This window comes from Promicromonospora sp. NPDC023987 (assembly GCF_040639055.1).
Classification (GTDB): domain Bacteria; phylum Actinomycetota; class Actinomycetes; order Actinomycetales; family Cellulomonadaceae; genus Promicromonospora.
This window is the reverse complement of sequence record NZ_JBEZZF010000004.1, coordinates 111824-138278: the sequence shown is the minus strand read 5'-3', so window position 1 is coordinate 138278 and position 26455 is coordinate 111824. Positions and strand designations below refer to the sequence as shown.

The 26455-nt window shown below is 67.7% G+C and carries 27 protein-coding genes and 1 pseudogene; 14 read left to right on the top strand and 14 right to left on the bottom strand.

Annotation, left to right across the window (positions count from 1 at the left end; all coding sequences use genetic code 11):
• The first annotated feature begins 110 nt into the window (after window positions 1–110).
• Together AB0F40_RS03800 and AB0F40_RS03795 are read left to right on the top strand one after the other, a co-directional pair.
• Complete coding sequence (locus AB0F40_RS03800; RefSeq protein ID WP_357464361.1) at window positions 111–707, top strand: DUF6318 family protein; 597 nt, start codon at window positions 111–113, stop codon at window positions 705–707.
• A gap of 221 nt (window positions 708–928) precedes the next feature.
• A complete protein-coding gene (locus tag AB0F40_RS03795; protein ID WP_357464359.1) occupies window positions 929–1591 on the top strand; it encodes a PKD domain-containing protein in 663 nt (220 codons plus the stop codon).
• A gap of 3 nt (window positions 1592–1594) precedes the next feature.
• On the opposite strand, the gene AB0F40_RS03790 is transcribed toward AB0F40_RS03795, so the two are convergent.
• Together AB0F40_RS03790 and AB0F40_RS03785 are read right to left on the bottom strand one after the other, a co-directional pair.
• Entirely contained in the window at window positions 1595–2122 is a 528-nt protein-coding gene (locus tag AB0F40_RS03790; protein WP_357464357.1) for a PDDEXK nuclease domain-containing protein, read from the bottom strand.
• The gene (locus AB0F40_RS03785) at window positions 2119–3189 is read right to left on the bottom strand and encodes a PDDEXK nuclease domain-containing protein (RefSeq protein ID WP_357464355.1); all 1071 of its coding nucleotides are present in this window, start codon (window positions 3187–3189) and stop codon (window positions 2119–2121) included. The genes AB0F40_RS03790 and AB0F40_RS03785 overlap by 4 nt, the downstream gene beginning before the upstream one ends.
• Window positions 3190–3705: 516 nt before the next feature.
• Here AB0F40_RS03785 and AB0F40_RS03780 point away from each other — a divergent pair.
• Window positions 3706–4104, top strand: a complete 399-nt coding sequence (locus AB0F40_RS03780; RefSeq protein WP_357464353.1) for a hypothetical protein — start codon at window positions 3706–3708, stop codon at window positions 4102–4104.
• A 485-nt stretch (window positions 4105–4589) separates the two neighbouring features.
• Window positions 4590–5066 (top strand): hypothetical protein, encoded by a 477-nt coding sequence (locus AB0F40_RS03775; RefSeq protein ID WP_357464351.1) that lies wholly within the window; start codon window positions 4590–4592, stop codon window positions 5064–5066.
• Window positions 5067–5288: 222 nt separating this feature from the next.
• Here AB0F40_RS03775 and AB0F40_RS03770 read toward each other — a convergent pair.
• Together AB0F40_RS03770 and AB0F40_RS03765 are read right to left on the bottom strand one after the other, a co-directional pair.
• Window positions 5289–5414, bottom strand: a pseudogene (locus AB0F40_RS03770) (IS5/IS1182 family transposase); the annotation flags it as partial.
• A 130-nt stretch (window positions 5415–5544) separates the two neighbouring features.
• Complete coding sequence (locus AB0F40_RS03765) at window positions 5545–6435, bottom strand: HNH endonuclease (RefSeq protein ID WP_357464349.1); 891 nt, start codon at window positions 6433–6435, stop codon at window positions 5545–5547.
• Window positions 6436–6548: 113 nt separating this feature from the next.
• Here AB0F40_RS03765 and AB0F40_RS03760 point away from each other — a divergent pair, with 113 nt between their 5' ends.
• Window positions 6549–6944: a hypothetical protein gene (locus AB0F40_RS03760; protein ID WP_357464347.1), complete on the top strand. Its 396-nt coding sequence runs from the start codon at window positions 6549–6551 to the stop codon at window positions 6942–6944.
• A gap of 172 nt (window positions 6945–7116) precedes the next feature.
• On the top strand, window positions 7117–7452 hold the full coding sequence (locus AB0F40_RS03755) for a hypothetical protein (RefSeq protein WP_357464345.1): 336 nt from the start codon (window positions 7117–7119) through the stop codon (window positions 7450–7452).
• 66 nt (window positions 7453–7518) lie between these two features.
• On the opposite strand, the gene AB0F40_RS03750 is transcribed toward AB0F40_RS03755, so the two are convergent.
• Genes AB0F40_RS03750 through AB0F40_RS03740 form a run of 3 tightly spaced genes read right to left on the bottom strand, consistent with a single transcriptional unit; the run spans window position 7519 to window position 10060 of the window.
• Entirely contained in the window at window positions 7519–8571 is a 1053-nt protein-coding gene (locus AB0F40_RS03750) for an XRE family transcriptional regulator (protein ID WP_357464343.1), read from the bottom strand.
• Window positions 8568–9185: a hypothetical protein gene (locus AB0F40_RS03745; protein WP_357464342.1), complete on the bottom strand. Its 618-nt coding sequence runs from the start codon at window positions 9183–9185 to the stop codon at window positions 8568–8570. Before AB0F40_RS03745 ends, AB0F40_RS03750 begins: the two co-directional genes overlap by 4 nt.
• Before the next feature lie 56 nt (window positions 9186–9241).
• The gene (locus AB0F40_RS03740; protein ID WP_357464340.1) at window positions 9242–10060 is read right to left on the bottom strand and encodes a response regulator; all 819 of its coding nucleotides are present in this window, start codon (window positions 10058–10060) and stop codon (window positions 9242–9244) included.
• Between the two features lie 73 nt (window positions 10061–10133).
• Between AB0F40_RS03740 and AB0F40_RS03735 the strand changes: the two genes are divergently transcribed.
• On the top strand, window positions 10134–10487 hold the full coding sequence (locus tag AB0F40_RS03735; protein WP_357464338.1) for an MmcQ/YjbR family DNA-binding protein: 354 nt from the start codon (window positions 10134–10136) through the stop codon (window positions 10485–10487).
• A gap of 91 nt (window positions 10488–10578) precedes the next feature.
• Here AB0F40_RS03735 and AB0F40_RS03730 read toward each other — a convergent pair whose 3' ends face one another.
• The gene (locus AB0F40_RS03730) at window positions 10579–11418 is read right to left on the bottom strand and encodes an SDR family NAD(P)-dependent oxidoreductase (RefSeq protein WP_357464336.1); all 840 of its coding nucleotides are present in this window, start codon (window positions 11416–11418) and stop codon (window positions 10579–10581) included.
• Window positions 11419–11466: 48 nt separating this feature from the next.
• Here AB0F40_RS03730 and AB0F40_RS03725 point away from each other — a divergent pair, with 48 nt between their 5' ends.
• Complete coding sequence (locus AB0F40_RS03725; RefSeq protein WP_357464334.1) at window positions 11467–11859, top strand: helix-turn-helix domain-containing protein; 393 nt, start codon at window positions 11467–11469, stop codon at window positions 11857–11859.
• A 96-nt stretch (window positions 11860–11955) separates the two neighbouring features.
• Here the strand turns inward: AB0F40_RS03725 and AB0F40_RS03720 are convergent, their stop codons facing one another.
• Entirely contained in the window at window positions 11956–15237 is a 3282-nt protein-coding gene (locus tag AB0F40_RS03720) for a DEAD/DEAH box helicase (protein WP_357464332.1), read from the bottom strand.
• 102 nt (window positions 15238–15339) lie between these two features.
• On the opposite strand from AB0F40_RS03720, the gene AB0F40_RS03715 reads away from it, so the two are divergent.
• A complete protein-coding gene (locus AB0F40_RS03715) occupies window positions 15340–16161 on the top strand; it encodes a hypothetical protein (RefSeq protein WP_357464330.1) in 822 nt (273 codons plus the stop codon).
• Here the strand turns inward: AB0F40_RS03715 and AB0F40_RS03710 are convergent.
• Window positions 16145–16549, bottom strand: coding sequence for a hypothetical protein (locus AB0F40_RS03710; RefSeq protein WP_357464328.1), 405 nt, complete (start codon window positions 16547–16549; stop codon window positions 16145–16147). The genes AB0F40_RS03715 and AB0F40_RS03710 overlap by 17 nt on opposite strands.
• Before the next feature lie 105 nt (window positions 16550–16654).
• A complete protein-coding gene (locus AB0F40_RS03705) occupies window positions 16655–17956 on the bottom strand; it encodes an MFS transporter (protein ID WP_357464326.1) in 1302 nt (433 codons plus the stop codon).
• A gap of 115 nt (window positions 17957–18071) precedes the next feature.
• Here AB0F40_RS03705 and AB0F40_RS03700 point away from each other — a divergent pair, with 115 nt between their 5' ends.
• From AB0F40_RS03700 to AB0F40_RS03680, 5 genes are all read left to right on the top strand, one after another.
• Window positions 18072–18359, top strand: coding sequence for a hypothetical protein (locus AB0F40_RS03700; RefSeq protein WP_357464324.1), 288 nt, complete (start codon window positions 18072–18074; stop codon window positions 18357–18359).
• Window positions 18359–19609: a hypothetical protein gene (locus tag AB0F40_RS03695; protein ID WP_357464322.1), complete on the top strand. Its 1251-nt coding sequence runs from the start codon at window positions 18359–18361 to the stop codon at window positions 19607–19609. Before AB0F40_RS03700 ends, AB0F40_RS03695 begins: the two co-directional genes overlap by 1 nt.
• Complete coding sequence (locus tag AB0F40_RS03690) at window positions 19606–20328, top strand: hypothetical protein (protein ID WP_357464320.1); 723 nt, start codon at window positions 19606–19608, stop codon at window positions 20326–20328. The genes AB0F40_RS03695 and AB0F40_RS03690 overlap by 4 nt, the downstream gene beginning before the upstream one ends.
• A gap of 27 nt (window positions 20329–20355) precedes the next feature.
• A complete protein-coding gene (locus AB0F40_RS03685) occupies window positions 20356–21582 on the top strand; it encodes a hypothetical protein (protein WP_357464318.1) in 1227 nt (408 codons plus the stop codon).
• A gap of 141 nt (window positions 21583–21723) precedes the next feature.
• Entirely contained in the window at window positions 21724–24141 is a 2418-nt protein-coding gene (locus AB0F40_RS03680) for an esterase-like activity of phytase family protein (protein ID WP_357464316.1), read from the top strand.
• A gap of 117 nt (window positions 24142–24258) precedes the next feature.
• Here the strand turns inward: AB0F40_RS03680 and AB0F40_RS03675 are convergent, their stop codons facing one another.
• The 3 genes from AB0F40_RS03675 to AB0F40_RS03665 all read right to left on the bottom strand — a co-directional run bounded on the left by AB0F40_RS03675 (window position 24259) and on the right by AB0F40_RS03665 (window position 26381).
• Window positions 24259–25707 (bottom strand): alpha-amylase family protein, encoded by a 1449-nt coding sequence (locus AB0F40_RS03675; RefSeq protein WP_357464314.1) that lies wholly within the window; start codon window positions 25705–25707, stop codon window positions 24259–24261.
• Window positions 25708–25864: 157 nt separating this feature from the next.
• Window positions 25865–26056, bottom strand: coding sequence for a PspC domain-containing protein (locus AB0F40_RS03670; protein ID WP_357464312.1), 192 nt, complete (start codon window positions 26054–26056; stop codon window positions 25865–25867).
• Window positions 26057–26186: 130 nt separating this feature from the next.
• Complete coding sequence (locus tag AB0F40_RS03665) at window positions 26187–26381, bottom strand: PspC domain-containing protein (RefSeq protein ID WP_357464310.1); 195 nt, start codon at window positions 26379–26381, stop codon at window positions 26187–26189.
• Between the last annotated feature and the right edge of the window lie 74 nt (window positions 26382–26455).

Below are 26455 nucleotides of genomic sequence, written 5' to 3'. Positions count from 1 at the left end.
ACCAAGGGTTTTCCACAGGGCCCACTTTCCGGATCGGGCAGGCCCGGCTAGCGTCATTCTCGGCTGTTGCGGATACGCAACGGCGTGGCGTGAGCGGCAAGGGGACGCGGATGGGTAACGCGGTGATACGCATGGCGGGGTTGGTCGTGGCGGCCGGCTTGGTCTTGTCAGGCTGTACCGGATCGACTCCGGATGCTGATGCCAACGCGTCCCCGACCGGTCAACCGCCCTCGGCGTCACCTTCTGCGAGCCCGTCCCCGTCCGGGCCTGCCAAGCCGGAGCGGCCGGACGCGATGAAGCGGAAGGACGCGAAGGGTGCTGCTGCCGCGGCGGAGTACTTCATCGAGCTCTACCCGTATGTGATGGCGACGGGGGATACCGAGGAGTTCGAGGCGATGTCGCATCGGGCGTGCGGGTTCTGCGATGAGCTTGCCAGTCAAGCGTCAGCAATCCAGGACGCCAAAGAGACGTTCATCGGCGGAAAGACGACTGTAGAAATCACCAACGAGTACCAGCGTGATGAAGTAACTGGAATCTATCCGTTTGACTCCAAGATCACGCAGGAAGCGCAGACGATCACTGGCGCTGATGGCCGCGTCGTGCTGGACGCCAAGCGCGAGGTTCTTGACCGACGGATTGAGATCGGTCGCCGTAATGGCGAATGGGTGATGGTGACAGTCGCACCGATTCCGGAAAATAACCAATGAGAACTACAGCGGCAGTTGGATTAGCGATGGCAATGGCTCTCACACCGCCTCCGGCTGGCGAACGGACGACTCTCGGCGGTGCAACGGCGAATGAGTCCGTTCATGTCACTGCAGAACAGTACGCACCGAGTCGCCCATCCGTTCCAGCGGTAGATTCAGCGGCCAGCAGTGGCTCGAAAGCCACTGGACCACCTGTGCGCCAATGGCGTGTCACTCCCGCAATGTGTTTGCTGAGTGACCTCAACGGCGCTACCGGGTTCGCCGAGTCCTGCGACGAGGGCTACCAGCTCGCCTACGCCGGGATCGAGTGCGAAGAAGACGAGCAGGCAGTTGGGGCCTTGTTCGAGCAGCGCCGGGACTCGGACGGTTGGTCGGACGCCGCCTTGGTCGAGGAGGAGTCCTGCCTGGCCGAGCAGCGACAGCAGATTGATATCCCGGCAGCCGCCGCGCGTGCGTTCCAGGAGATGCAGATCGCGCCGTCGGAGGTGAACGTACAGCCGCCAGACGGCTGGACACTGGTCAATGCCGACACCATCGCCTTCACTGACACCGCCCCTCGCACAATGAGCACCAGTCTGTTCGGCATACCCGTACAGATCAGAGCGGTTCCGAGCAGTTACGCGTGGGACTTCGGGGACGGATCAGCTCCCTTGGTCACTACCGACCCCGGTGCGCCCTACCCGGCGCACACGATCGCCCACGCGTACGTGAAGCAGGGTGCAGCGACCATCTCGCTCACCACGACGTGGCGTGGCCAGTTCCGGTTGGCTGGCGAACTGACCTGGCATGACGTGGCGGGAGAGGGAACCACGGTGTCGTCGTCGGACAGCCTGGAAATCCTCGAAGCGAGGGCACGGCTGGTCGAAGACCTATACGGCGGCTGACCCCTACCGCGGCGCTGATGGCTGACCGGTGGTGTCGAGGCAGCGGTCGATCAGAGCAGTGAGCTCGAGTGAGAGCGGGAGCTCGGCCTGTTCGGCAGGCGTGACATCGTCGTAGAGCATGACGGCGACTGGGCCAGGCTGTTGGTCGGCTGCGGCGTCGGTACAGAGCAGCACACCGACGCTGGGGGCGTGGACCTCGGGGACGCGGACCAGGTCATCCACAAGGTCGAGCGTGTAGCGGGTGCGGGCGACCAGGGCGGGATCGAACCGGCCGGCTTGGACCTGAATGGCGACGTAGCGCATCTGGGTGACGTGGAAGAGCAACAGGTCGATGGTGTAGTCGCGGTCGTCCTCGGTGATGCTCAGGTGCCGATCGACCAGACACATATGGCGAGGTGGCACGGCAAGCATGTCCTCCAGGTGGTCCACGACGACGCCGGTGAACGAGCGTCGGATGGAGTCGACGAGCTCGCCGACGACGTCCTCAAATCCCTCGGGCCGGAAGTCTTCGGTGCGCTGGAAGAAGCTCATGATTCGATCCTCGCGATCTCGTCGGTGATGACGGCTTGGAGTTCTGTTGCGCTGGGAAGCGCGGCACGGGCGTCGTCCGGTAGGCCGTAATAGTCAGCGACCGCGACGGGTGAGGCAGCAGATGCGAGGGCGTAGCGAACCGCTGGGCCGCTCTCGCCTGTACACAGGAGCACGCCGACGGTCGGCCTGTGGATGGTGGGGTTGCGGTAGAGGTCGTCGACGATGGCGACGTAGGTGCCGAGCTGACCGACATGCGCCGGCTCGAACTTTCCGACCTTCAGTTCTACGACGACGAAGCGCAGCTGCTCGGTCGAGAAGAACAGCAGGTCCACGTAGAACTCATCGGTCTCGCCTGTCGCTTCGTCCGAGACGGCAAGCCGTACCTGTCGGCCGGCGAACGACATGCCGCGGCCGAACTCCAGCAGAGTGTCCTGGAGACGATCCATGAGCGCCTGCTTGACCTCGCGTTCGTCGAGTCGGTCCGACAATGCGAGGTGCTCGAAGACGTAGGGATCCTTCGCGAGCTGCTGGGCCAGCTCCGAGTCTGGAGAGTCGAGTGCCTCAGTGAAGTTCGTGGGAGCTGCCCCGAGGGCGCTACGAAGATTGACCTTGATCTGGTGCTCAAGGACGTTTCGGCTCCAGCCGGATTCCGCTGCTCGGGCCGCGTACCAATCACGCTCCTCGCGGGTGTCGAGTCGGTCGAGCAGTATTTGAACGAAGGTCCATGGCAATCGTCCAGCAACGTGCTGGACGAACTCAGCCTCGGTCGGCCAGACCTCTGCGACGCGTCGCATGTAGAGCAGGCTGGACCGCGACCAGCCACGCTCGTTGGGGAAGTCGCGCTTCATATCAGCCGCGATTCGGGCTACCACCTTGCCACCCCAGCCCGCGCTCTTCTGCCGGTCGAGGATGTCGCGACCGACAGACCAGTAGAGGCGGAGCAGGTCGGTGTTGACCGAGCGGGACATGCGGAACTGGGCCGATCGCACACGTTCCTTCAGGTCAGCGATGAACTCCGCGAAACCTTCGGGCTCGACTGCCACATCGTGGCTGCTTGAAACAGTCATAGCGCAAGCCTGTAGAGAGATTGCAGCATCCGCCACCGGAGTTGCGTATACGCAACGAAACCACATGACCGCCCGGCGGTGCCGGCCCAGCCCGCGGCCGGATCCAGGACCTTCGTTGTCCTACCTTGACGAGATGTTGTGAATTATCACGGAGACACCTTGCTGGGAAGACCGATGTAGCGCACCCTTGCTTACGGCCGTGTTCATGAGTTCTGCCCGAAGTTGAGGGAGTCGCCGATGGTCTCGTCCGCCATCACGCCCACGCGCACCATCGCCGTCCTCATCGGAGTCGCAGTCATTGCGGTAGGCGGGTTCGGGGTAGTGCGCTCGGGTGTGTTCGAGCCGGAGACGGTCCAAGGTGCGATGCCTGGGCCGGGCTCGTCGTCGCCTTCGGCTTCACCGTCTCCCTCTGAGAGCCCTACGGCTTTGCCGTCTTCGGCTCCGACAGCCTCGCCAAAGCCGACGACGCCAGCGCAGATCAAGGCGAAGAACATCGCGGACGCGAAGGCGCGGCTCGTGGAGTACTACGAGAAGACGGCGCAGGTGGCAAACAACGGCTATAAGGGGTGGGAGAAGAAGCTCTCCAAATTCTGGGGGCATCCGGTTATCGCGGCCTCACGGACAGCAGTATACGAAGAAAGTGCAAAATCGGGTACTTATACGACCGGTGCCGCGAATGTTGAAAGCGTGAAAGTAACTAAGTACGAGCCGGACGACAATCGTTTTGAGCGCGTGACTATGGACGTCTGTGTCGATTTCTCGGATGTTGCGACGTTCGAAGAGGATGGGACGGCGATCCGGCGTAGTGAGGGTGTTCCAAGCCGGTACATGTTTACGTACGTAATGCTCCACCAAGGGGTGGGCGGAGTCTGGACTGTGAATGACGAGGAGCGACACGTGGGGCAGGCATGTTGAGCCGCGCCCGGTCGGCGAGGATGTCTACTGTCGTCTTCGGGCTTGGCCTGATTCTGGTCGGCCTGCTGGGTGGTGCATCTCCAGCGACGGCTGGGGAAGATTGCCGTGAGGTTCCTCTTCCCGACGGTACGGTCAAAGTTATTTGCGACGATGGCGGCGGTGGTGGTGGTGGTCCAGACGACCCCGGCGGTGGTGGGGGTGGCACTGGCGATCGCACATGTGAGTTCAATGAGAGTGAGATTCCGTGTGTGAGCGCCTTCGGGGTTTGGGACGGGCGTTGCTATGCGCGGTCCGCAGCACCGCAGCCGCCGCAGTCAACACCCGTTTGGGAAGGCAACGACGACGGGGTAATTCTGGAGTGCAACCCACCGAGCTGCGTGGGTGGCGCAGCCCCATGTCCGGACAGGAGCTTCTATTGGTCGGCCACGGCTCCGGCGGCACCTGGCCCGTCCGCCGAGGAACTCGCTCGTCGTGCCTATGCCGAGATGCAACTCACCATGGGTGAGATCGGCTCCACCCCGCCGGCGTCCACTACTACGAATGCTGTCGGTGCAATCGGCTTGCCAATTTGGCTGTGGATCGCCAACCGCGCAGAGAATACGATCGGCCCGATCACACGCACTGCGAGCGACGGCGGACTGACCGTCAGTGCGACAGGCACGCTTAACCGCGTCGAGTGGACGCTTACCGATGCGAATGGCACCACAGTGGGTGCTATTACGTGCGACGGGGTCAACGCACCGGGAACGCCTTACGACGGACGTGACAGCGCGGAGCCGTCGCCTACCTGTGGATTCGGGGCGGACCTAAACAGCAGTTCGGGGACCCTCACGCTGACGGGCACGGCTTACTGGTCCGTTGAATGGGAAGGCGGTGAGCAGGCCGGTCAGATAGACGTTCCGCCGCAGTCCAAAAACACCCAGATTCGCATCGGCGAACTCCAGATGCTCGTGCAGGACTAGGGCCGGTTTGGGAATGGGTCAGCGTCGGCTGATCCAGTCCAGCACGTCGTCGGAGTGGACGACGATGAACGTGTTGTCGGTCTCGTCCAGCTCGTCGATCAGGCCGATCAGGCCGGTGCGGGTCGGGTTCGGCAGGCGGGTGGCGCCCTCGGCTTCGGCTAGAACTCCACGCGTCCCAGGACGCCAACCTCAGGCGGCCTTCACGAGGGCCCTCGCCTTCGGAGGCCGTCCACCCTTGGAGCCCTTCGCGAGCCGGTGGGCGCGGTGGTCCTTCTTGTCCGGGATCGTTGGGCGGATGCCCCGGCGCCGCAGCAGGCGGTGATTGCCCGCCGAGGCGTAGGCCTTGTCGCCGCGTACCTTCGTAGGGGGCAATGCCCACGCTCGACTACCTGCGAAGGGTGATGGGTTGCCAGCTATCGGGTGATGAATCTGCGGTTGCCACGAGACCGATCCATTCCGCGGACATGCTTCGAGCTGGTCACGCATGAACCCCGAAGCGCTCATACCGCCAGGCGAGAAGGTCCGCACTCGGTCGGTCAGCTCGGCGATTCGGAAGCTTGATGTGGCGCCCGTGCATCTCCTGCAGACCGTGCTTCAGCATCGGCCCGTCCACCTCATCGAGCAGTTTGTGGGCAATGCGGACCTCGAAGTCGGGTGTCACGCCGAGCATGTTCTGGTCGTAGGCGGCGTGGTGGATCTTGCATAGGGCCAGGCCGTTGTTGACGGTCGGGACGCCACGCTCATCCGAGTCCGGAACGATGTGTGCTGCGTCGAGCAAGGAGCCATGCTTGAGCTCACATACGGCGCAACGGATCTCATACGCGACTAGCACCCGCGTGCGGAACGCAGGCTGGTGCAACCGCTGCTTCGCAAGGCGGCGAGCATAGTCGCGCTGCGGCTCCGGCATCTGCATGACGTCTGGAACAAAATTGAAGGACTCATCCAGAGCGATGATGAAGGTGCGTTCCTCGGGATAGTCGTCAACGACGTACACCGGAGCCACTGGTGTGTAGATATTTGGCACCTCTTTCCGGAACAAAATCAGAGGCGCACCGGTCGTCATCGCATTGCGGAGTTTCCGGTTGTCTCCGGACCACGGATCGCCTTCACGGTAGGCGTAGTGGAGCAGACCATCCTCGGACTCTGTATCGTCGTAGGGCCCATTTGTGGCGCTGACGATCGAAAGCGTCGATTCAAAGGATGCTGGGTTACGAATACCGCGGGAGTAGTCGATGATAGGAAGCTTTTGATCGCCAATCCGAAAATCGAGAAGCTCGAGTCGCCGAAGGAAGCCCCCGTTGGCTTCGGCGCGCTCCTGGACCCACGAGATAATTTGGGCGCGCAGGGCGTGTTCAACCGCGGATTCCATGAGGACACTTCATCAGATGGACGTGGACCGGGATACCCCAGCGTGGGGTGAGTTGTGTGGGGTGCTGCGCTTGTGACCAGGAAGTCCACACTGACAGAAGGCAAGATGGGCCCATGGCGACCACCAGCAGCACCATCCGCGGCATCGGACAAGTGGCACTCGGCGCCGCCCTCCTCACCGCAGGGATCGGCCACCTCACCAAGGCGCGCAAGGAGTTCCAAGCCCAGGTCCCCACGTGGTTCCCGGTCGAGCCCGACACGGTCGTCGTCGGTTCCGGCATTGTCGAGATCGGCCTCGGCACCGCGCTCGTCGCCACCTGGAAGCAGCCGGCCCGGCGGCGGCTCGGTGCGTTGGTCGCAGCGTTCTTCGTGGCGGTCTTCCCAGGGAACATCGCACAGCTCGTGGAGCACCGGGACGCGTTCGGCCTGGACACCGATCGGAAGCGCGCGCTGCGGCTACTGGGTCAGCCGGTGCTGATTGCCTGGGCGTGGGCTACTACCCGTCGGTAGGGGTCTCGACAAGCTCGACCGCCGAGGGAGCTCGACCGCCGAGGGAGCTCGACCACCGAGGGAGCTCAACCGGCGAGAGAGGTCGACCAGCAGCGGGACCTCGACCAGCGGCGACAACGCCAACCAGCGAAACCGTCTTGGACCAATGGGCGCCGTCCACGATCCTTCTCCCATGCCGTTCTTCCGCTGGCTCCTCCGCGCAGTCCGCATCCTCGCAGGGATCCTCGTCATCCCCTTCGGAATCCTCGCCATCCTCAGCGTGGTCTGCGCGGTGATCGGCGTCGTCATGGTGTTCACGCGTGACAATCCCTGGTCGACGCCAGGCATCTTCGCCGTCGGCGGCATCGTTTCGGCGCTCGTCACCTGGGGTCTGCTCGCTGCGACTACCCCGGGCGCGCGGGAGACGCTCAGCGGCCTGCTCGACATCTTGGAGCTGGTGCATGCCATCGGCAGGGTTGTCGGGGCGGTCTTGCGCGGTATCGGTGGACTCTTCCGCGTGTTCAACTGAAGTCGACCAGTTGGACCACCGGAACGGCCGGGACGAGATCGGTTGGTGGACTTCCAGTCAGCAGGCTCAGACCGCGTGCAGCGGACGAGGCTCGCCCACTGAGAAGACCAGGTTCTCCCGCGGCGAACTGAAGCCGGCGAGTTGGGCTATTTCGCCGGCGTCCAAGCCCTTGCTATGCAGCGACTCTGCGATGTGCCTTGCCAGGCGCGGAACCTCCGGGGCCAGCTGATTTGAGGCTGGCTCCTGGGTCCGCATACCGCGCGCGCTCAGGCGCTTGTAGAGGTTGCTGCGTTCCTGCGCGGTGATCGTTCCAAGTGTGAACGCTCGTTCGATCAACGACTGCATCGACGTGCCCCAGTAGCGCTTGAGGTCGAGCAACGTGTCCAACGTCATGCGCCCGCGAAGGATCGGCGTGATCTCCGCGGCCGGCATAAGCAGTTCCGCGGCAAAAGCGTTGGCCTGCAACTCTGCGTCCTCGTCCACGTACTCGGAATGCAGCACCAGGTGGCCCAACTCGTGGGCCAGCGTGAGGCGCTTTCTGTCGGTGGGTGCAGAACTGTTGATGAGGACGACAGGATAGGCACCGACCCACTGGGAGAGACCATCCACGCGCGCTGCCGTGCCGAAGTCATCCTCGACAACCAATACGCCTGCAGCATCGAGCCAGTTCGTCAGCGAGTGGATGGGCCCGACAGGAATGCGCCACTGTGCTCGCAGCATCCGAGCCGCGGCTTCTGGAGACGTGTCGATCGGATCGAAGGTTGGGATCTGTCGATCCGCCCGGATGCTCACTTCTTCCATCAGGCGTGACGCATGCAACCGCAGCATGTTGAGCCGAGCTTCGAGCTCGCGCCAGACCGTGGGGCGAGCAGTGGCACGCCGGCGCATGTGGGAACCGACGGCGATCCCACCCTCCATCCGCTCACCGTGCTCCAGCAGGCTTGGCGTCACACCGAGCGCTTCGGCAAGTCGGCTCAGCACATCGCGGTCAGGTGCACGCAGATCGTGCTCATACCTGGACAGTGCGGCCTGGGTGATCCCGATGGCGTCAGCGACGTCGTGCTGGGATAGTCCGCGGGCTCGGCGAGCGGTCTCGAGGACTTCACCGATTCCAGTCATGCTGTGTCTTCGTCCTTCGCTTGCTCGTTTTGAATCAGGTCGACCTGCGGCATCGTCGGCTCGACCGGGTAGTACTCGATGGGTGTCACAGAGCCTGCGGCACCGGTATCGATCTCGACTGCCCAGATCGGGTTTTCCTTGCCCTCTCGGTAGGAGACCACCGGGTTGCCAACGTCGCCTGATGCTGCAAGCCAACGGTACCCGGCGGCAAGACGAACCTCCTCCATGCCTTCGAAGGTCGCGGAGATCCCGCCCCAAAAGGCGATGTCCGTCGGCGTCGCGTACGAGCGGATCTGATCGTCCTCGGAGTGACGCTTGATCCGGAGCGTGTATGTGCGACCTGAGACCGTGGATATGCGGACCTCCCGGAACGGCTCCTCTGTCCGAAGATTCACGCCATCGACACCCTCGAGTTCAGACATGAGCGCCGCCCAGATACGTGAGTGCACCAGGCAGGCGACGTCCCGCTGAAAGAAGTACGGGAACCATCCCGGATTCCACGTCCGCATTGAGGCGAGGTCGTCGCGGGCGGAGTCGGTGGCTCGCACGAGGGCGAGGAGGAACTTGCTGCCGAGCTCGTCAAGTACCGTATGCGAATCTCTGGGCGAGAACATGCCAGAAAATATACCGGCAAGAGGCGGCCGGTGCAGCCCAGGTCTACCGCCTATCCCTATGCCCCGTCGAGCATCCCCAGTCCGCTCGCGAACTCCATCAGCTCGAACGTCGAGCCCGTCACCAGTGTCGCGCCAGCCGCCCGCGCGGGATCCGAGAACGGCCCGACATTGCCGTAGAGCACGAACGGCGTGACGGGGTCACTTGCTCGGACCTTCGCCAGCAGTCTTAGTCCGGCGTCGGGCACATCCGTGCCGGATTCTCGACGTCCCATGTCCGAGATGATCAGGCCGTACGCCTGCGTCTCGAGCAGGTGCAACGCCTCACTGGTTGAGCGTGCGGTCTCGACGTGCGCGCCGTCACGCCGCCAGGAGTCGGCGAGTACCGCGTTGTTCTCGGGATGGTCGTCGACCCAGAGAATCGAATGCGACGTCCGGCGGTCCGGATGGTTCGGCCTTTCGGGACCCGTTCCGCTCCAAGGGACCGACTCGGGCACCCGATCGCTTTCGTCCGCGGTCCCTTCCGGCACGACTTCGTCCGGCGTCGCGAATGGTCCGGTCCAGCCGTTGTCGACCCCACCCTCGGAGGACTCGTAGGGCCGTAGATCGGTAGGACGAAGCCGGAGGCTCGCACCGCCAGTGACCTCGAGATCCACCAGGCGGGCCTTCAACGACGCCACCTCCCGCTGCAGGTCGGTGATCATGTCCGACTGCTGATCCGTCGCCTGCTTGAAGTTGAGCCGCTGACCGCCGATCTCAAGCGTCACGTCATCGGAGTTTCTCAGCTTAGACAGGAGCTGCCGCCCGAATACCAGCAGTACGACGATGACGAGCAGGGGCCACAACAGGGCGGCGATAGCGCTGATCAGGTCGGCCACGGGGTAAACGTACCGGTCAGAGGATGATGGGGTGGACAAACGCCAGGCACTGCCGAACAACGGGGATCCACCAGTGACCGAGCCGCTCGACCGTGTTCGCGAGATCTGCCTCGCGCTGCCCGAGGTGACCGAGAAGCTGAGCCACGGCTCGCCCACGTGGTTCGTGAAGAAGACCTTCGTGAGCTTCGCCGACCACACGCACGGTGGCCCGCTCGCGATCTGGTGCGCGGCTGCGCCCGGCGCGCAAGAGGAAGCGGTCGAGAAGGAACCGGACCGCTTCTTCCGCCCGCCGTACGTCGGGGTGCGCGGGTGGCTGGGCGTACGGCTGGATGTCGATGTGGACTGGGACGAGATCGCCGCCATCATCGAGGACGCCTACCGGCAGGTCGCGCCGAAACGGTTGCTCGCGGAACTGGATGAGGCGTAGGCCTCGATCGGCGGGATCGCGATAGGGCCGCCGGTGAGGCTCGAAGGGCGACGCACCGGGGTCTCGACAAGCTCGACCAACGGGGCGCGGCTCAGCGATTAGCCACCGTCAACGTTTCGAGCACCCCGTACAGCCGCGCGGCAGCAGTCCGGTCGAGCTCAGGCCGGTCGACTCCCAGCAGCACACCGCGCCGCGACACCGTCAACGGACCGACGGTAGCTCCCGCGTCACGGACAAATGGCTCTACCAGCGCAGCCGCCTTGTCGGTCGGCTGACCGAGGACTCGCGCGACGCCGTCGAGCGCCTTGCCGGCCATGCCGCCCACCTGCCGACCGAGGCCGGAGTCGACGAACATCGGATTGTGCAGCACATAACGCAGGCCCCCGGCGGACCCGCGAGCGGCAGAGCCAGCTGGCTGATCCGCGACCGACGCATATCGGTCGTGGAAACCCGCCCCGAGCAGATCCGAAGCCCGCGCCACCTGCGAGACCGCTGCGAACGGCCGGTACGACTTCCCAAAGTTCAGATCGTCCCAGCGAATACCCGGGCCGCCCAGGCCGGCCACACCGCACAGGCTCACCATCACGGCGTCGCTCGTAAGGCGCGATACGAGCAGGTCGGTCAACAGGTACCGGCTGACGACGTGGAGCGCGAAGGTCTGCTCGAGTCCGTCGGGCGTCAGCGTCCGACGGCGGTTGAACCGTCCCGCGCCGAGCACCAGCCCGTCGATGCCGGACGTCCGCTCGGCGATCTCGTCCGCGGCCTGTGCCGTTCCGGCAAGCGTGCTGAGGTCTGCCTGGACGAGCTCAGCGCCCGCAGGCGCAGCCGCGGACCGCCCCACCACCAGTACCCGGTGTCCCGCCTGAACGAGTCTGCCAGCCAGGGCTGCCCCGATGCCGTTGGTGCCGCCGGTGATCACTGTTGTCGCCATACGCTGAAGTCTGGGATCGGTCCGGCATCACCGAAAGAAGGAACATCCATGTCACTGGTCGAGGTACCCGTCACCACCGAGCAGCGGGCGGAATGCCACGTCTCCGATGTGATGGCGAGGGTGGGCGAGCGCTGGAGCGTGCTTGTCCTCAGTCTCGTGGCCGATCGGACGTACGGGTTCAACGAGCTCGACCGCGCGATCGAAGGGCTGAGCCGCCGGATCCTCACGAGAACCCTTCGGACCCTCGAACGGGACGGACTCGTGCAACGCTCGGTGCTCGGGGTCTCGCACCATGGTGCGGTCGAACGCGTCGAATACGCCGCGACGCCGCTCGGGCGCAGCCTGCTTCCCCTGGTCATCGCGCTGGGGGAGTGGGCCGTCGAACACGAGACGGACCTGCGGGAAGCACAGGCTGCGTACGCGGGGCCGCCGGTGCGCTGATTTGCGGCCGGGTAGGTCTCGACAAGCTCGACCTGCGGTAGGCGGCTCGGTCAGCGGTGGTGGGGTCTCGACAAGCTCGACCAGCGGCCGGGCAGGTCAGCCCTCCAGCAACCCCCGGATCTCCTCCGCCCCCAGCGCCCCAGCAAACGCCCCTGCGTCATCACTCAGCACAGCGTCGAAGAGCCGCGCCTTACGCTCCTTGAGCGCCATCACCTTGTCCTCGATCGTGTTCTCCGAGACCATCCGGAACACGTTCACGTTTCGCGTCTGCCCGATCCGGTGCGTCCGGTCGATCGCCTGGGCCTCCGTCGCCGGGTTCCACCAGGGGTCGAGCAGATAGACGTAGTCGGCCTCCGTCAGGTTGAGCCCGAACCCGCCGGCCTTGAGGCTGATCAGGAACACGGGCGCCGTGCCGTCCTTGAACCGGTTGATCACCTCGGCCCGCTTCCGCGTGGACCCGTCGAGGTATTCGTAGGGGATGCCCAGCGAGTCGCACACCTCGGCCGCCTTGGCCAGGAACGACGTGAACTGGGAGAACACGAGTGCGCGATGCCCCTCTGCCGCGACCTCGGCGAGCTGATCGGCGAGCAGGCTCAGCTTGGCCGACGGCACTCCGTCGTACGACGGGTCCACCAGCGAGGCGTCCAACGCCATCCGCCGCAGCGTGGTCAGCGCGCGGAAGACCGCCACCCGGTTCTCGTCGAAGCTCTCGAGCAGGCCGAGCAAACGCGACCGTTCCCGCTGCAGGTGCGTGTCGTAGATTCGGCGATGCTTCGCGTCCAGGGTCACGCGGAGCACCTGCTCCTGCCGCTCGGGCAGCTCGGGCGCCACCTGTTCCTTCGTGCGGCGCAGCAGCAACGGCCGGATCCGACGGCGGAGCCGGGCCAGCAGCGGCGTCGAGTCGCCCTCGCCCGAGACCGGCTTGACGTAGTCCTCGCGGAACTTGGTCGGTGACCCGTACAGCCCGGGCGCCACGATCGCGAGCATCGCCCACAGCTCCATGAGGTTGTTCTCCATGGGCGTGCCCGTGATCGCCAGCTTGAACGGTGCCTTGAGGCGGCGGGCCGACTCGTTGGCGCGGGTCTGGTGGTTCTTCGCGAACTGCGCCTCGTCCAGGATCAAACCGCCCCACTCGACGTCGGCGAACGACTCGAAGTCCAGGCGGAAGATCGCGTACGACGTCACGACGATGTCCGCGCCCGCTGCCACCTGCGCGACGGTGGTCCGCGCCTTCGCGGCGGTGGTCGACAGCATCGCCACCTTCAGGTCCGGCGTGAACTTGGCGGCCTCTGCCGCCCAGTTGCTCACCACGGACGCCGGCGCGACCACCAGGAACGGGGGCCGATCGGCGTCAGGCATCTCGTCGCGGGCCTGCGCGATGAAGGCGAGGGTCTGGACGGTCTTGCCGAGCCCCATGTCGTCGGCGAGTATGCCGCCCAGCCCGTGCCGCCACAGGAACGTCAGCCACTCGAAGCCGTGCTGCTGGTACGGCCGCAGCTCGGCCTTCAGCCCCACCGGCGGCGGCACCGCCTCCGGCCCGTCGACGCCGTCGGCGGTCAGCGCGACCAGGTCGCTCACCGAGCGCCGCCACCTGTCCGACTGTTCGACGACGTCGGCGATCTCCTCCAGCTCCGCCCACAGACCGGCGTTGAACCGGCTGATCCGCAGCTTGCCCGGCTGGTCCGACAGTCGCTGGGCCTCGTCGATCAGGGCACGCAGCTGCGCGAACACGGGCAGATCGGTGCGCAGCCAGGTGCCGTCGGTCAGCATGAACCGCTTCTTGCCCCGGGCAAGGGCGTCGAACAGCGGCCCGAACGGGATCTCGCGCCCGTTGACCGTGACCATGACGCCCAGGTCGAACCAGTCCAGGTCGGTGCTGTCGTCCGCGCGCATGCTGACCACCGGAGTGGCCTCGAGGCCTTCGTACTCGGGCAGCTTCTCGCTCTCGACGCGAACGTCCGGCAGCTCCCTGAGCACCGGCAGCACGGTGGTGGCGAAGTCCATCGCCTGGAGCCCGTGGAACGATTCGGGCGCCACACGGAAATGGCCGAACCCCGGCACGTCGCGCACTGAGGCGACCACGTTGCCGAGCGTCGCGGCCTCCGCCGCGAGGTCGCGCAGGCCCGCGCCCGCCTCCAGGGCGGTGGTCAGCGGATACTCCTTGTCCGACGGCGGGTACGCCCACCGCCACACCACGCTGATCTCCTGTGGCGTCACGACGTCCACCGACGCCACGAGCTCGGGATGCGGCAGATCCGGCAGCTCGACGCCGGCGTCGGCGTGGACCTGTACCTCGCGGCGGAGCAGGGGCAGGTAGTCCGCGAGGAACTCGTCGACGGCTTCGGCCGGGATCGCGACGTCGGCCAGGTGGACCGCCGCGTGCTCCTGGTCGGTGAGTGGCGCCGCCGTCGGGCCGAGGGTGATGGTGCGGCCCGGGGACGACTCCTCGACCGCGAACAGGCCATGGTGGCCCAGGGCTCCGACGGATGTCGCCAGGCTGACGGCGCCGTCGAAGGCGACGGTCCGCTCGAGGCGCGCGCCGCCGTCGGGCAGGGAGAGGTCCAGGGCGATGGAGGCCTCGCCGGCCAGGCGCATCGACTCCCGCTTGGACTTGCCGACGAGCTCGATGCCGAGGTCGGCAGCGTCGGCGAGATGGCGCCAGAACGGGCGGGGGAGCACGTCGTCCAGGCCGATCCAGTCGCCGGAGCTGACGTAGCCGTAGCCGCGCGGGCTGGTGGCACGCAGCGCGTCCAGGGTGGTGAACCACTCCCGCACGCTGGGTTCTATGCCGCGGAGGAACCCGTTGCGGATGTAGTTCCACGATGCCGAGCCGCCCACCCATGAGCCGCGGTCGTTGCGCTGGACCGGCCGGATCGACAGGGACAGCGTGTCGCCGGAGGGCGCGCCGTCGACCCGGAACTGCAGTGCCAGCACCGGCCGGGCCTCGGTCGCCGCGGGGTATGCGGGTGGTGGCGCGACCGGTGCCGTCGGCACGAGCCGCTGCACCGCCGCCTTCCACTCCGGGACCTGCGGTGCGCGCTTCAGCGACGACGCGGGCCGGACCATCGAAGCGAGCCCGTCCGAGCCGGCCTCGAGGAGCGTCGCGGCCACGTGCTTGCAGGCGGACCTGACCGGGCAGGTGCAGTCCGTGCCGACGACGACGGGCGGCCCTGGTCGGTTGGTCTTGAACTCGATAGAGCACGAGTAGGTGCTGCGGCCGCTGCCGCGTACCCAGGAGATGAGGAGGAGGTCGTCCGGCAGCCACTCCCACGAGATGACCCGACCCTGCTCCTGATAGTCCTCGCCGCGCTGGTAGGCGCCACTGCCCACCAGCAGCTTGATCGCCGCGGGGTGGATACGCGGGGCGGGAACGGTCATGGGCACCCCACCATGGTTCCACGCCCGGACGACTGGTCCGTGGAGTTATCCACAGCGTGCCCTCAACTCCACGATGTTGGTGGCCTCTGGGAGAGTATCGGCATGCACACCCTGCCCGACGCCGGACGTCGGCCCGCCGCGCTCAGCGTCCTCGTTCTCGCGATCGCCCTGTGGATGTCCGTTCCGCTGCGCCTGCTGATCCCCGGGAGCGAGCTCGACTTCGGCTTCACCCTGGACAACGCGATCTTCGTGATCGAGAACGCGGCGATGGCAGGCACCGTCGTGCTGGCGGTCGGATCCGCGGCAGTCCGGGGCAGACGCGTCCTCACCGGTGCGGTGGTCGTGGTCGGCGTGCACCTGCTGTTCCAGCTCGGCACGGCGGCGGTTCAGCTCATGAAGGGTGCCCCGCCCGAGCTGATCCTCGGCACTCTTGCCGGGATCCTCGTGCTGCTGCTGGCCCTGGCGGGTGTGCTGCTCGCGCGCCTCATGCGCGATCCGACGACGGCCCGCCGCGCCGGCCTGGTGGTGGCCCTGGTCGGCGCGGTTATCCACACCCTGTGGACAAACGTGCTGCTGCCGCTTGTCGCGGTCCTGCCCTACGGCGGGCCGGCGCCCGGATGGATCTGGTCCCTGCTGCTGACCATGGCCCTGAGCCTGCTCGTCGTCGCGGCGGTGGCGCTGTGTGGCTGGGCCGCGCCCACCACGCGGCGGATCGGCGCGCTGCTCGCTGCCGTGGTCGGCATACTCGGGATCGTGGCGGGTAGCCGTGCGATCGCTGCGATCGGCGGGGTGTACGGGGCGGTCCAGATCGTGCAGGGGCTGATCACGCTGGCGGCCGTGCCGCTCGCGGTGGTCGCGGGTCGGCGGCTGGCGGCAGCCCGCCGGACCGGCGCCGGATCCGGGAGCCTTACCGCGCGGAGCTGACCCGGATCTCCTCGAGTGCGACGACCTCGAGAATCTGCTTCACGATGATCGGGCCGACCGACTCCCACGACAGCATCTCGGCGATTACCATGTAGGACAGGTCGTCCCCGGTGAAGCAGCCGCCGCGGTGCAGAGCGTTGAGGAGCCGGTGCTTGGGCCAGCCGAGCTCGTCGAGGCGCTCGACCCGCCGCACTGCGGGAAAGAGCCGGCCGACGGGCAGCGACTTGAGCCGGGTAACGGCGGCCTCGGCGAGGCGGGCAGTACCGACGTCGGTCTTGCTGTCGACCTGACCGACGTACCAGGCGTCGTCTTCGGCCATGACCTCGCGGAACCAGGGGAACACCTCACCCCAGGTGGGCGTCGGGGCGACGGCGGGTGCGTCGGACATGAGCGGATACCTCCAGTCCCTTTAGGTAAGTTGCCTCAATCCTTGCACCGTTCGGCAGGCAAATCAGACATGATCGGCTCTGGGAGCCGGACCTCATCCACAAATTCACCCGCTCGGCGTTTGCCTTGGCAGGACAGCGGTGCGTGTGCCGCGGAGGCCGAACAGGATCGCCGCCGCCAGGTAACCCACGGACAGGGCGACGAAGAGCCCGGGCGACCATCCGGCGTCGGGCACGAGGAAGGCCGCGAGGGCGGCGGCGCCCACGAACGCCGCGTTGTAGAGGACGTCGTAGAAGGCGAACGCGCGGCCGCGATAGGCGTCCTCGGAGTCGCGCTGCACGATCGTGTCGACGGCGATCTTCGCGCCCTGCGCCGCGAGCCCGAGCAAGGCGGCGGCAGTGACCACGGTGACGAAGCCGGGTTCGGGCACGAGGATCAGCTGTGACAGCCCTGCCACCAGCAGCATCACGGCGATCCAGGACTGCGGGGCCATGCGCCGTGCCAGCACGGCGGTGAGGAGGATCGCGAGCCCGCCGCCTACGCCGGTCGCGCCGATCACCGTGGCGAAGGTGGCGAGGCCAGCCGTGTGGTCGCCTGGTTCGACCAGCAGGTTGCGCGACATCAGGATCGACGCGATGAACACCACCCCGTACAGGAAGCGGTGGAACGCCATCACCAGCAACGCCTGGCCAGGGGTGCGGCGTGCGGCCAGGTAGCGGGCGCCGTCGGCCAGACCGCGGGCGACGACCACCAGCTCGTTCCGGATCGAGCCGACGGCGGGCCGTGTCGGGCCCAGCAGCGTGCGGGACATCCGCAGGCCCAACAGCGCGGCGCAGCCCATGACGACGCAGGCGCAGATCAGGGCGGTCGCGTCCTGGATGCGGCCGGCAGGCATCGCGAAGCCGAGCACGAAGCTCAGGCCACCGCCGAGGAACGCCGCGCCCGCGCCGAGCGTCGGTGTGAGCGCGTTGGCCGTGAGCAGCAGGTCGCCCTGGACCACGCGCGGCAGGCCGGCCGAGAGGCCCGCGAGGAGGAATCGGTTGACGCTCAGGGCGGCGAGCCCCAGCACGTAGATCGCGGGGGTGACGCCCTGCGTGAGCATGAGCACCGCCATCGTGCCGGTGATCAGCACGCGCACCGCGTTGCCGAGCACCAGCACCTGCCGGCGCTGCCACCGGTCCAGGAAGACGCCGGCGAACGGGCCGACGATCGTGAACGGCGCGAGCATGATGGCGAACGCGCCTGCGATCGCCGCGGCTGACCCCTGTGACTGCGGGCTGAAGAACAACAGGTTGGCGAGACCTACTTGGAACATGCCGTCGGCGGCCTGGGACACCAGGCGGACCGCGAACAGCTTGCGGAACCCGGGCAGGCGTAGCAGTGCGCGCAGTTCGGCCAGGACGGTCACTTGCTCACAGTAGTGCGGCCGCCGGGCAAGGGTAGGGCTACCCGTTGTCCGGCAGGCGAGGGGGTGCGAGGGTGCTGCACGGTACGGTCGGCACTGAAGAACGGGTGGAATGCGCATGGGCGATCTCGTCATGGACGACGAGTTCCTTGCTCGGGTCGAGAACGATCTGGGTGAGGTCAAGAACCGGCTCTATGAGCCGCTCGACGATCTGAGGGCCGCTGACACGAGCGCCGTCGGCGAACCCGAGCTCGTCGACAAGGTGGACCACTTCAAGAACAAGTGGGACCACAGCATCGACAAGATGTGCGAGGGCGCCGAGAACGCGAAGAAGCAGCTCGAGATCATCCGTGCCGAGTTCGCGAAGATCGACGCGAGCCTCGCCGCCGCGCTCGGAGGCAAGTGATGGCCCACTACGAGCACATCGGGTACGACCCGACGCCGGGCGAGCACGAGGTGGTCGGCGGGATGTCCGACGACCTGACGGCGGGGCACGAGACTATCCGGCGCATCCACTTCCTGCTCAGCAACATCAACGAGGGCGAGTGGGCCGGCTCGGTCGCGATCGCCTTCCGTTCCACGATGAGCGACGACTTCGCGCCCAAGGTGAGCGAGGTCGAGAAGGCCTTCGAGCAGGCGGCCACCGCCCTCGCGACCTGGGCGGGCAAGTTGCGCCAGTTCCGTACCGACGCCGACGGCCTGAACCGTCGGCTGGGCGTGGCCAAGGCTGAGCTGGAGGCCGCGCAGTCGAGCTACTACGGCGCCGAGGACCCGGCCCGTCCTGGGGACGACGCCACCGATGCCGAGCAGGACGAGTACCAGGCCGACCAGCGCCATCGTCAGCAGGCTGCCGAGAACATGTCGTCCGCACAGGGCGTCGTCGACGGCATCTGGTCAGAGATCGAGGTGCTCGTCGGTGACTACGCCACCGCCGCACAGGCTCTGCTCAGCGCGTTCGAGACGGCCGCCGCCATGGCTCCCGACGACCCGTCCTGGTGGGACAAGGCCGTGGACTGGGCCGGTGACCAGGTCGACGCGATCAAGGACGGGTTCGCCGCGATCGGGGACATCATCCTCGAGTGGGCGGCCGAGCACGCGGGGCTGCTGAACTCGCTGTCCAACATCCTGTCCATCGGAAGCATGATCGCGGGATTCGCCTCGCTCATCCCCGGTCCGTGGTCGCCCTTCCTGGCCGGCCTCAGCGTCGGCCTGGGTGCGGCAAGCACCCTGGCGGGCTTCCTCTCGGCGGCAGGCCAGGGCGGCAGCTGGTCGGCGGGGCTGACCCCGGGCGTCATCGTCGGGGCCATCGGGACCGCCCTGGGTGCGGGAGCGGTTTTCGCCACGTTCCGCGGCGTGGCCTCCGCCGCGACCGCAGCCGGTCGCGTCGCACCGACGTTCGGGCAGTTCATGAACCCGATGTCGCGGGTGGGCACGTCCGCGGTCGCCGCGTTCCCCGGCTTCTTCAGCATGGCGGCCAAGGGTGGGTCGATCGCGACGACGGCCGAGCTAGGCTGGCGCGCGCTGGACGTCACCATTGACCAAGCCACCTGGATCGTGACCAACCCGCTGGGTGTCATGAACATGGGGTGGAACGTCAAGCGGGACGGCGACGGCGCGCTGCTTGCCAACACTCTCGAGAACCAGGAGGCCCGGTGACGGTCCTGACCTCGGCCGAGGCCGACAACCCGACGCGCTGGACGCTGAGCACCCGCGTCCCCGATGACTGGGTGGACCTGTCCGGGTCCGTCTCGGTCGAGGAGTCGCTCGGTGTCATCCGGGCCGCCTTCGACGACGTGGGCGTCGAGGTCGCTGCCCAGGACATCGAGCTGCTGCGCGGCGGCATCGAGGCGTGGCACGACATCTCCCGCCAGCAGAACCTCGTCATCCACGGGTTCGTGTACCAGGGGGCCGAGTACGAGGGCACCACGGCGACGGGCACGGAGGTCTTCTGGGACGTCATCGGGACGGTGACCGAGATCAAGCAGTTCGACGGGCCGCTGTCGACCCAGGAGGTCCTGCGGCACGTGCTCCCCGCCAAGATGGGGTTCGAGCCGGACGATGCGTACACCGAGCTCTTCGAGACCGGTATCGGCCCCGCGATCGGTATGACCACCGAGTACGAGATGCCGATCGAGGTTCCGGGAGCCCCGGCGGGCGCCGAGCCGACGACGCGCACGGTGGGCCTCGCCACAGTCGTGGCGGTCCCGGCGAACGGCGGACCGAGCCTTGTGCTCGCTGGGTGGTCGCTCGACCCCGCCCAGCGCAACACACTCGGCATGCTGCTGGCCAGGATCGCGGGGCCTGCGACGATCACCCCCCTGCCCGCCTCCGGTCCGCCGACGAACGGGGCGAGTGCCCCGCCGTCGGAGGCCTGATCGATGGCGAGGAGAACGCGACGGCCCTTGCCCCCCTTTCCCGGCGAGGTGCCGCTCCCGGCGACGTTCGGCGACTGGCACGACCTGGCGGCGGTGAACCTGGGACGGGCCGAGAAGAAGGACTCCGGCGCAAGGCGGCTCGCGGCCGGGCTGGGGATGCTGCTGCTCACCATCGTCGGCCTGAACATGGCGACGGCACCGCTCTTGGTGCTGGTCGGGGGCGGCAGCGCGGGGGAAGAAGCAGACACCGCGGCGCTCGTCGTCGGCACGGCGCTCATGCTGGGCACCCTGACCTGGTGGTTCTGGTACCGGCGCGACTGGGTGCGGGCGCGCCGGCTGCGTCACGCCTGGTCGCGAGCCCTCCGTCGCCCCGACGTCCTGGCGCTGCCCGAGCGAGGCACGTCGTCGGAGTGGGGCACCGATCCCGAGAACCAGAGTGTCTATCGCACCCGTGACCGCGCCGAGCTCGTCAACACCTTTGGATTCCGTTCCCACGGTGGCGTCGACGGGTTCCTCGACTTCCTCCGGGCGTGCTTCTATCCGGTGATCCTCGCCGTGGGGGTGCTCCTGATCGTGATCGCCCTTGACCAGGACGACCTCGCGGGCACCGCCGTGCTGCTCCCCGCCGCGGTGCCTGTGTTCCTGACCGGGCTGTTCGCTACCGCACGGGCCTGGTGGCGCTTCGGTGACGGGATGGCATTGGTCGCGCTCGAGAACGACGACGTGCGCCGCTGGACCGGTTGGCGGGTGCTGCGCGGGCAGGACGAGCCACGCGCCGGGATCGGAGCGAGCTGGCGTCGGCACGGGCTCCGCATGCTTCCGGTGGCCTTCGCGGGCGTCCTCGTGCTCGCGGTCCGGGCCCGGTCCGGTATCACCACCACCGAGGTGGTGGTCGGTGTGGGGATCGTCGCGGTCCCAGCCGTCCTGATCTACGGCTCGTTCCTGGTCAGGGACCTGGCCGCCCGATCAGGCGGCCCCGGTCTCGCGGTACAGGTGCTGCCCGACGACGTGCCTCCTCCCGGACCGACCTCCGTGCCACCAGGCAAGACCCGGATCGAGCTGCACGACGGCGGCAGGGTGCGCGTTGGCGGCCTCGAGGCGACGGCGCGCGCGCTGATCAGCGGAGAGCCGCGCGCCCTCGCGTCGCGCCGGCACTGGCTCGTGCTCGACGACGGCTCCCAGGTGCCGTTCACCTGCACGGCGGTCGGCGAGCTGCGCCGACAGGCGGCGGAGGCAGCGCTCCGCGTGCTGTGACTCTGGGCGCCGGACCGACGTATGGGGTGGGAGGAGCACATCCTCCCGCCCCGTATGCCCGCTAGAACGTTCACCGCAAGGTCGCTCCGTCGACATCTCAGGTCAGCCAGGTCGCCACCCGATGGGGCCAGCGTGCGCAGCGTGTCCCCCAACCGCCGCCACGCGGCCTTCATCGCCTCCGGCGCCGCCCTCGCACTGGGGCTGAGCGCGTTCCCGGCATTCGCCGCCGGGCAGCAGGTCTCGACAAGCTCGACCAGCTCGACCAGCGGGTTCAGCTCGGCCAGCGGGTTTGGCTCGACCAAGCCCCGCGAGACCTTCCACCGCCTCGCCACCTACCCCGTCTTCCAGAACGCGCCCGCCGACGCTGACCCCGCGGACGAGACGGTCGCCGAGATCTCCGCCGTCAGCGAGGACGGCAGCACCCTCATCCACACCGACGCCGCCGCGCGCCGCATCGGGTTCGTCGACATCAGCGACCCCGCCGACCCACAGGGCCTCGGGTCGCTGTCGCTCGCCGAGCTCGGCTCCGAGCACGACGAGCCGACGTCGGTCGCCGTCGTCGGCGAGTACGTGCTCGTCGTGGTCGACAGCTCGACGTCGTTCACCGCGCCGTCGGGTCGCCTCGACGTCGTCGACCTCGCGACGCGCACCCGCGTCCGCTCGATCGACCTGGGCGGCCAGCCCGACTCGATAGCCGTCACGCACGACGGTGCCCGCGCCGTCATCGCCATGGAGAACCAGCGGGACGAGGACGTCCTTGCTGACACCGGCGAGGGGGAGGAGGGCGACCTGCCGCAGGCGCCGGCGGGATTCCTGCAGTTCGTCGATCTCCGGGGCACGGACCCGGCGGCCTGGCAGACCCGTCCCGTGACGCTCGACGTCCCGGCGCTCGCCGCGGCCGGGCTCGACACCCCGCAGGACGTCGAACCGGAGTACGTGTCGATCAACCCGTCCGACACCAAGGTCGCGGTGACCCTCCAGGAGAACAACGGCGTCGCCGTGCTCGACGTCGTATCCGGCGAGCTCCTGAACGTGTTCTCGGCCGGCGAAGTCGCACTGGAGGGCGTGGACACCGATGACGACGGCGCCGTCGACCAGACCGGCTCCGTCGAGGCGGCCCCGCGCGAGCCCGACGCCATCGGCTGGGTCGACGACGAGCACGTCGCGACCGCGAACGAGGGCGACTGGAAGGGCGGCACGCGCGGCTGGACGGTCTTCGAGGCCGCGACGGGCGACGTCGTGTGGGACGCGGGTGCCGAGCTCGAGGAGCTCGCCGTGCGCGTCGGCCTGCACAACGATGACCGCGCCGGCAAGAAGGGCGTGGAGATCGAGGGCCTCTCGGTAGCGACGCTCGACGGCGTCCGCTACGCGTTCGTGGGCTCCGAGCGGTCCAACTTCGTGGCCGTCTACGACGTGTCCGACCCGGCTTCCCCGCGGTTCGTGCAGGTCCTGGCCACCACCAACGGTCCGGAAGGGCTCCTGCCGGTGCCGTCGCGGAACCTGCTCGTCGTGTCCTCCGAGGAGGACTCGGCCGAGGACGGCGTCCGCGCCTCCGTGTCCGTGTTCGGCAAGGGCCACCGGTACGCCCGCGACGCCGGGACGCCTGCGTTCCCGTCGGTGGTCTCCGCCGACGCGCGCACCGAGACCGGTGCGGCGAAGCCGATCGGTTGGACCGCGCTCGGCGCACTCTCCGCCGACCCGAAGAAGCGGGACCGCCTCTGGACCGTGACTGACGCCGCGATGTCGCCGACGTCGATCCTCTCCGTCTCGACCGCAGGCCAGCGCGGCAGGAAGGCCGGACCCGCGGTGATCGACCGCGAGATCGTCGTCACGGAGAACGGCGCACCGGTCGGACTGGACGCCGAGGGCATCTGGGCCCAGCCGTCGGTCAAGGGCCGGGCGGGCGGCTTCTGGCTCGGCGTCGAAGGCGAGACCGGGCCGGAGAACGCGCTGGTGCGCGTATCGGCCTCGGGCCGGGTGCAGGAGCGCGTAAGCCTGCCCGACGACGTCGCCGCCGGCCTCGGCAAGTGGGGCATCGAGGGCGTGACCGGGACCGTTGACCGTACGGGCGAGCACCTGTTCGTCGCGCTGCAGCGCGGCCTGACCAGCGACGACGGTGTGGGCGGCTACGCCCGCATCGGGCGGTACGACGTCGCGACCGGCGAGTGGACCTGGTTCGGCTACCCGCTGTCCGCGCCGTCGGCCGACGGTGACTGGGTGGGCCTGTCCGAGATCACGATGGTGGACCGGGACACGCTCGCGGTCATCGAGCGGGACAAGCTCAACGGCCCGGCCGCGCAGCTCAAGGCCGTCTACACGGTGGACCTGCCGCGGCGCGACCCGCGTCCCGGGACGGTCTCGATGCTCGACAAGGAGCTCGCGATCGACGTCCTGCCCGCGCTGCGCACGACCAACGGCTGGACGCAGGAGAAGCTCGAGGGCCTCACGATCGGTGGCGACGGCCGTGTGTACGCCGTGACGGACAACGACGGCGTGCAGGACGCGACGGGCGAGACCGTGTTCCTCGATCTGGGCAGGGCGCGCGGGCTGTTCCGCTGAGCGGGTGCGGTCGTCGACGTCTCCCGCTCGTCGTCCCGCCTCGTTGGTCGAGCTTGTCGAGACCAGGTCTCGACGAGCTCGACCAACGGGGGTCTCGCCAGTGGGGTCTCGACACGGTCAGCCGGCGGCGGGCCACGCACCCACGTGGATCGCCAGCGCTCCGTAAGCCGGGACCGACGCAGTGAACCAGCCGTCCCCGTTGACCGTCCGCGTCACCGAGCAGTCCGCGGCCGCGACGACGTCGCAGTAGGTGCCGGCGGGAAGCGACGTCTGGAACGAGCGCTGCACGCTCGACGCGGTGTTGTTCAGCACCACGTATCCCCGGTCGCCCCGGCCGTAGCTCACGAGGTTGCCGCCGTCGTCCCACCAGTTCGTGACCTGGGTGCCGGCCACCGCGTTGTGGAAGCCGACCATGCCGCGGATCTCCGTCCAGCGCTGCGTGCAGGTCCACTGTCCGGCGCCGCAGGTCGCGTCCGGGACGCTGGTCTCGGTGGCACCAGGTGCCCCGGCGTCGTGGTTCGAGAACTCGTAGCCCGAGTACACGGTGGGGGAGCCGTACGGCCAGGACAGCAGGAACGTGTTGGCCAGCACGTACTTGGCGCCCCACTTGTAGTTCATCGACTCGCCGTTGCGCTCGGTGTCGTGGTTGTCCACGAACACGCCGGCCCGGTCGTACGGCAGCTTGCCGTCACCGATGTACCGCAGGTTCTTGATCTGCCCGTCGAAGTCGGCCTTGAGCTGGCGTGCGTAGTCGAACTCGTGCGAGTCGCCGCTGCCCAGGTACTCGGACGGCTGGATCGGTTCGCCGGCGGCACCGATCACCTCGTGCACCCAGAACACGTTCGGGTTGCTCATCCGTGACTTGATCGCCTCCAGGTCCGACGCCGGGATGTGCTTCGCGGCATCGATCCGGAACCCGTCGACGCCGAGCGAGACCAGGTCGTCGAGGTAGGCGGCGAGGCGGCCGCGGACGTAGTCGGAACCCGTGCGCAGGTCCTGCAGCGCGACCAGCCGGCAGTGCTGGACCTCGTAGCGGTTCGTGTAGTCCGCGATGTCGGTGCGGCAGTCGTTGAAGTCCTGCGCGCCGTACGTGCCGGTGAAGTTGTCCTCCGAGTACGCGGTGCCGGCCACGCCGGTGCCGGACCGTCCGGCCCCCGCCATGTGGTTCACGACCGCGTCGGCGATCACGCCCACCCCTGCGGCGTCGCAGGTGGCGACCATGTTCGCGAACTCGGCGCGGGTGCCCAGCTTCGAGTCGATCCGGTAGCTCACCGGCTGGTACGACGTCCACCACTGCGAGCCGCGGACGTGCTCCATCGGCGGGGAGACCTGCACGTACCCGAACCCGGCAGGGCCGACGACGTCGGCGCACTCCGCGGCGACGGAGTCCCAGGTCCACTGGAACAGGTTGAGGATGACGTCCCCGTCGCCGTGCTCAGGCGTCGCGGCCCGGGCGGGTTCCGCCGCTGGCGCGGCCGTGGTGGCGACCAGGCCCAGGACGAGGGCGGTGGCAAAGGTCGTGAGGGTGGCGAGCAGACGTCTGGGCACGTTCGGATCGCGCGTCATTGCGGCTCCTTGCGGCGTCGGTCCCGGGTTGCGGTACGTGCGGCGTTGCACGCCCGTTTCCGGCTCTTGCTGCAAGTCTTGCAGAGGTATACGGCGACACGCCAGGCTCCGGGTGAAAACCACCCGGAGCCTGGCGTGTCGGAGAGTCGGGGTCGAGCTACTCGGGGTCGTTCGGCATCAGGATCCAGAACGCGATGTACGCGATGAACTGCGGTCCGGGGATCAGGAAGGACGCGACGGTGAGGACCCGCACCAGAGTGGGGTCCCAACCGAATCGGCGGGCGACGCCGGCGCAGACGCCGGCGATCATGCGCCCCCGGCGCGGACGGGAAAGTGTCTGTGTGCTCATGTCATCGACGGTACGTTCGTTGCCGACCTCGGGGTATCCGGTGATGCCCGGGTCGGTCCCTGATCCTGTCCTGGGAATTCCCAGGGTGAGATCCGGGCTCGCAAGAGCCGGACGATCCAGTGCGTGTAGTTCAGGCGGTGCGCTCGTTCGGGACGAAGACCCAGCAGATCACGTAGGCCAGGACCTGCGGACCGGGGATCAAGATCGAGGCGACCGCGATGACTCGTACGACCGTAGGATCCCAGCCGAAGCGGCGGGCGATACCAGCGCAGACGCCTGCGATCACGCGGCCCTGACGAGGACGGGACAGCTTCGGTGTGCTCATGCCTCGACGGTATTCGTGGCGCGAGCCCAGAGCCATCGGGTGATCCCCCGGCCTGCCCCTGATCTGGCTAGGGT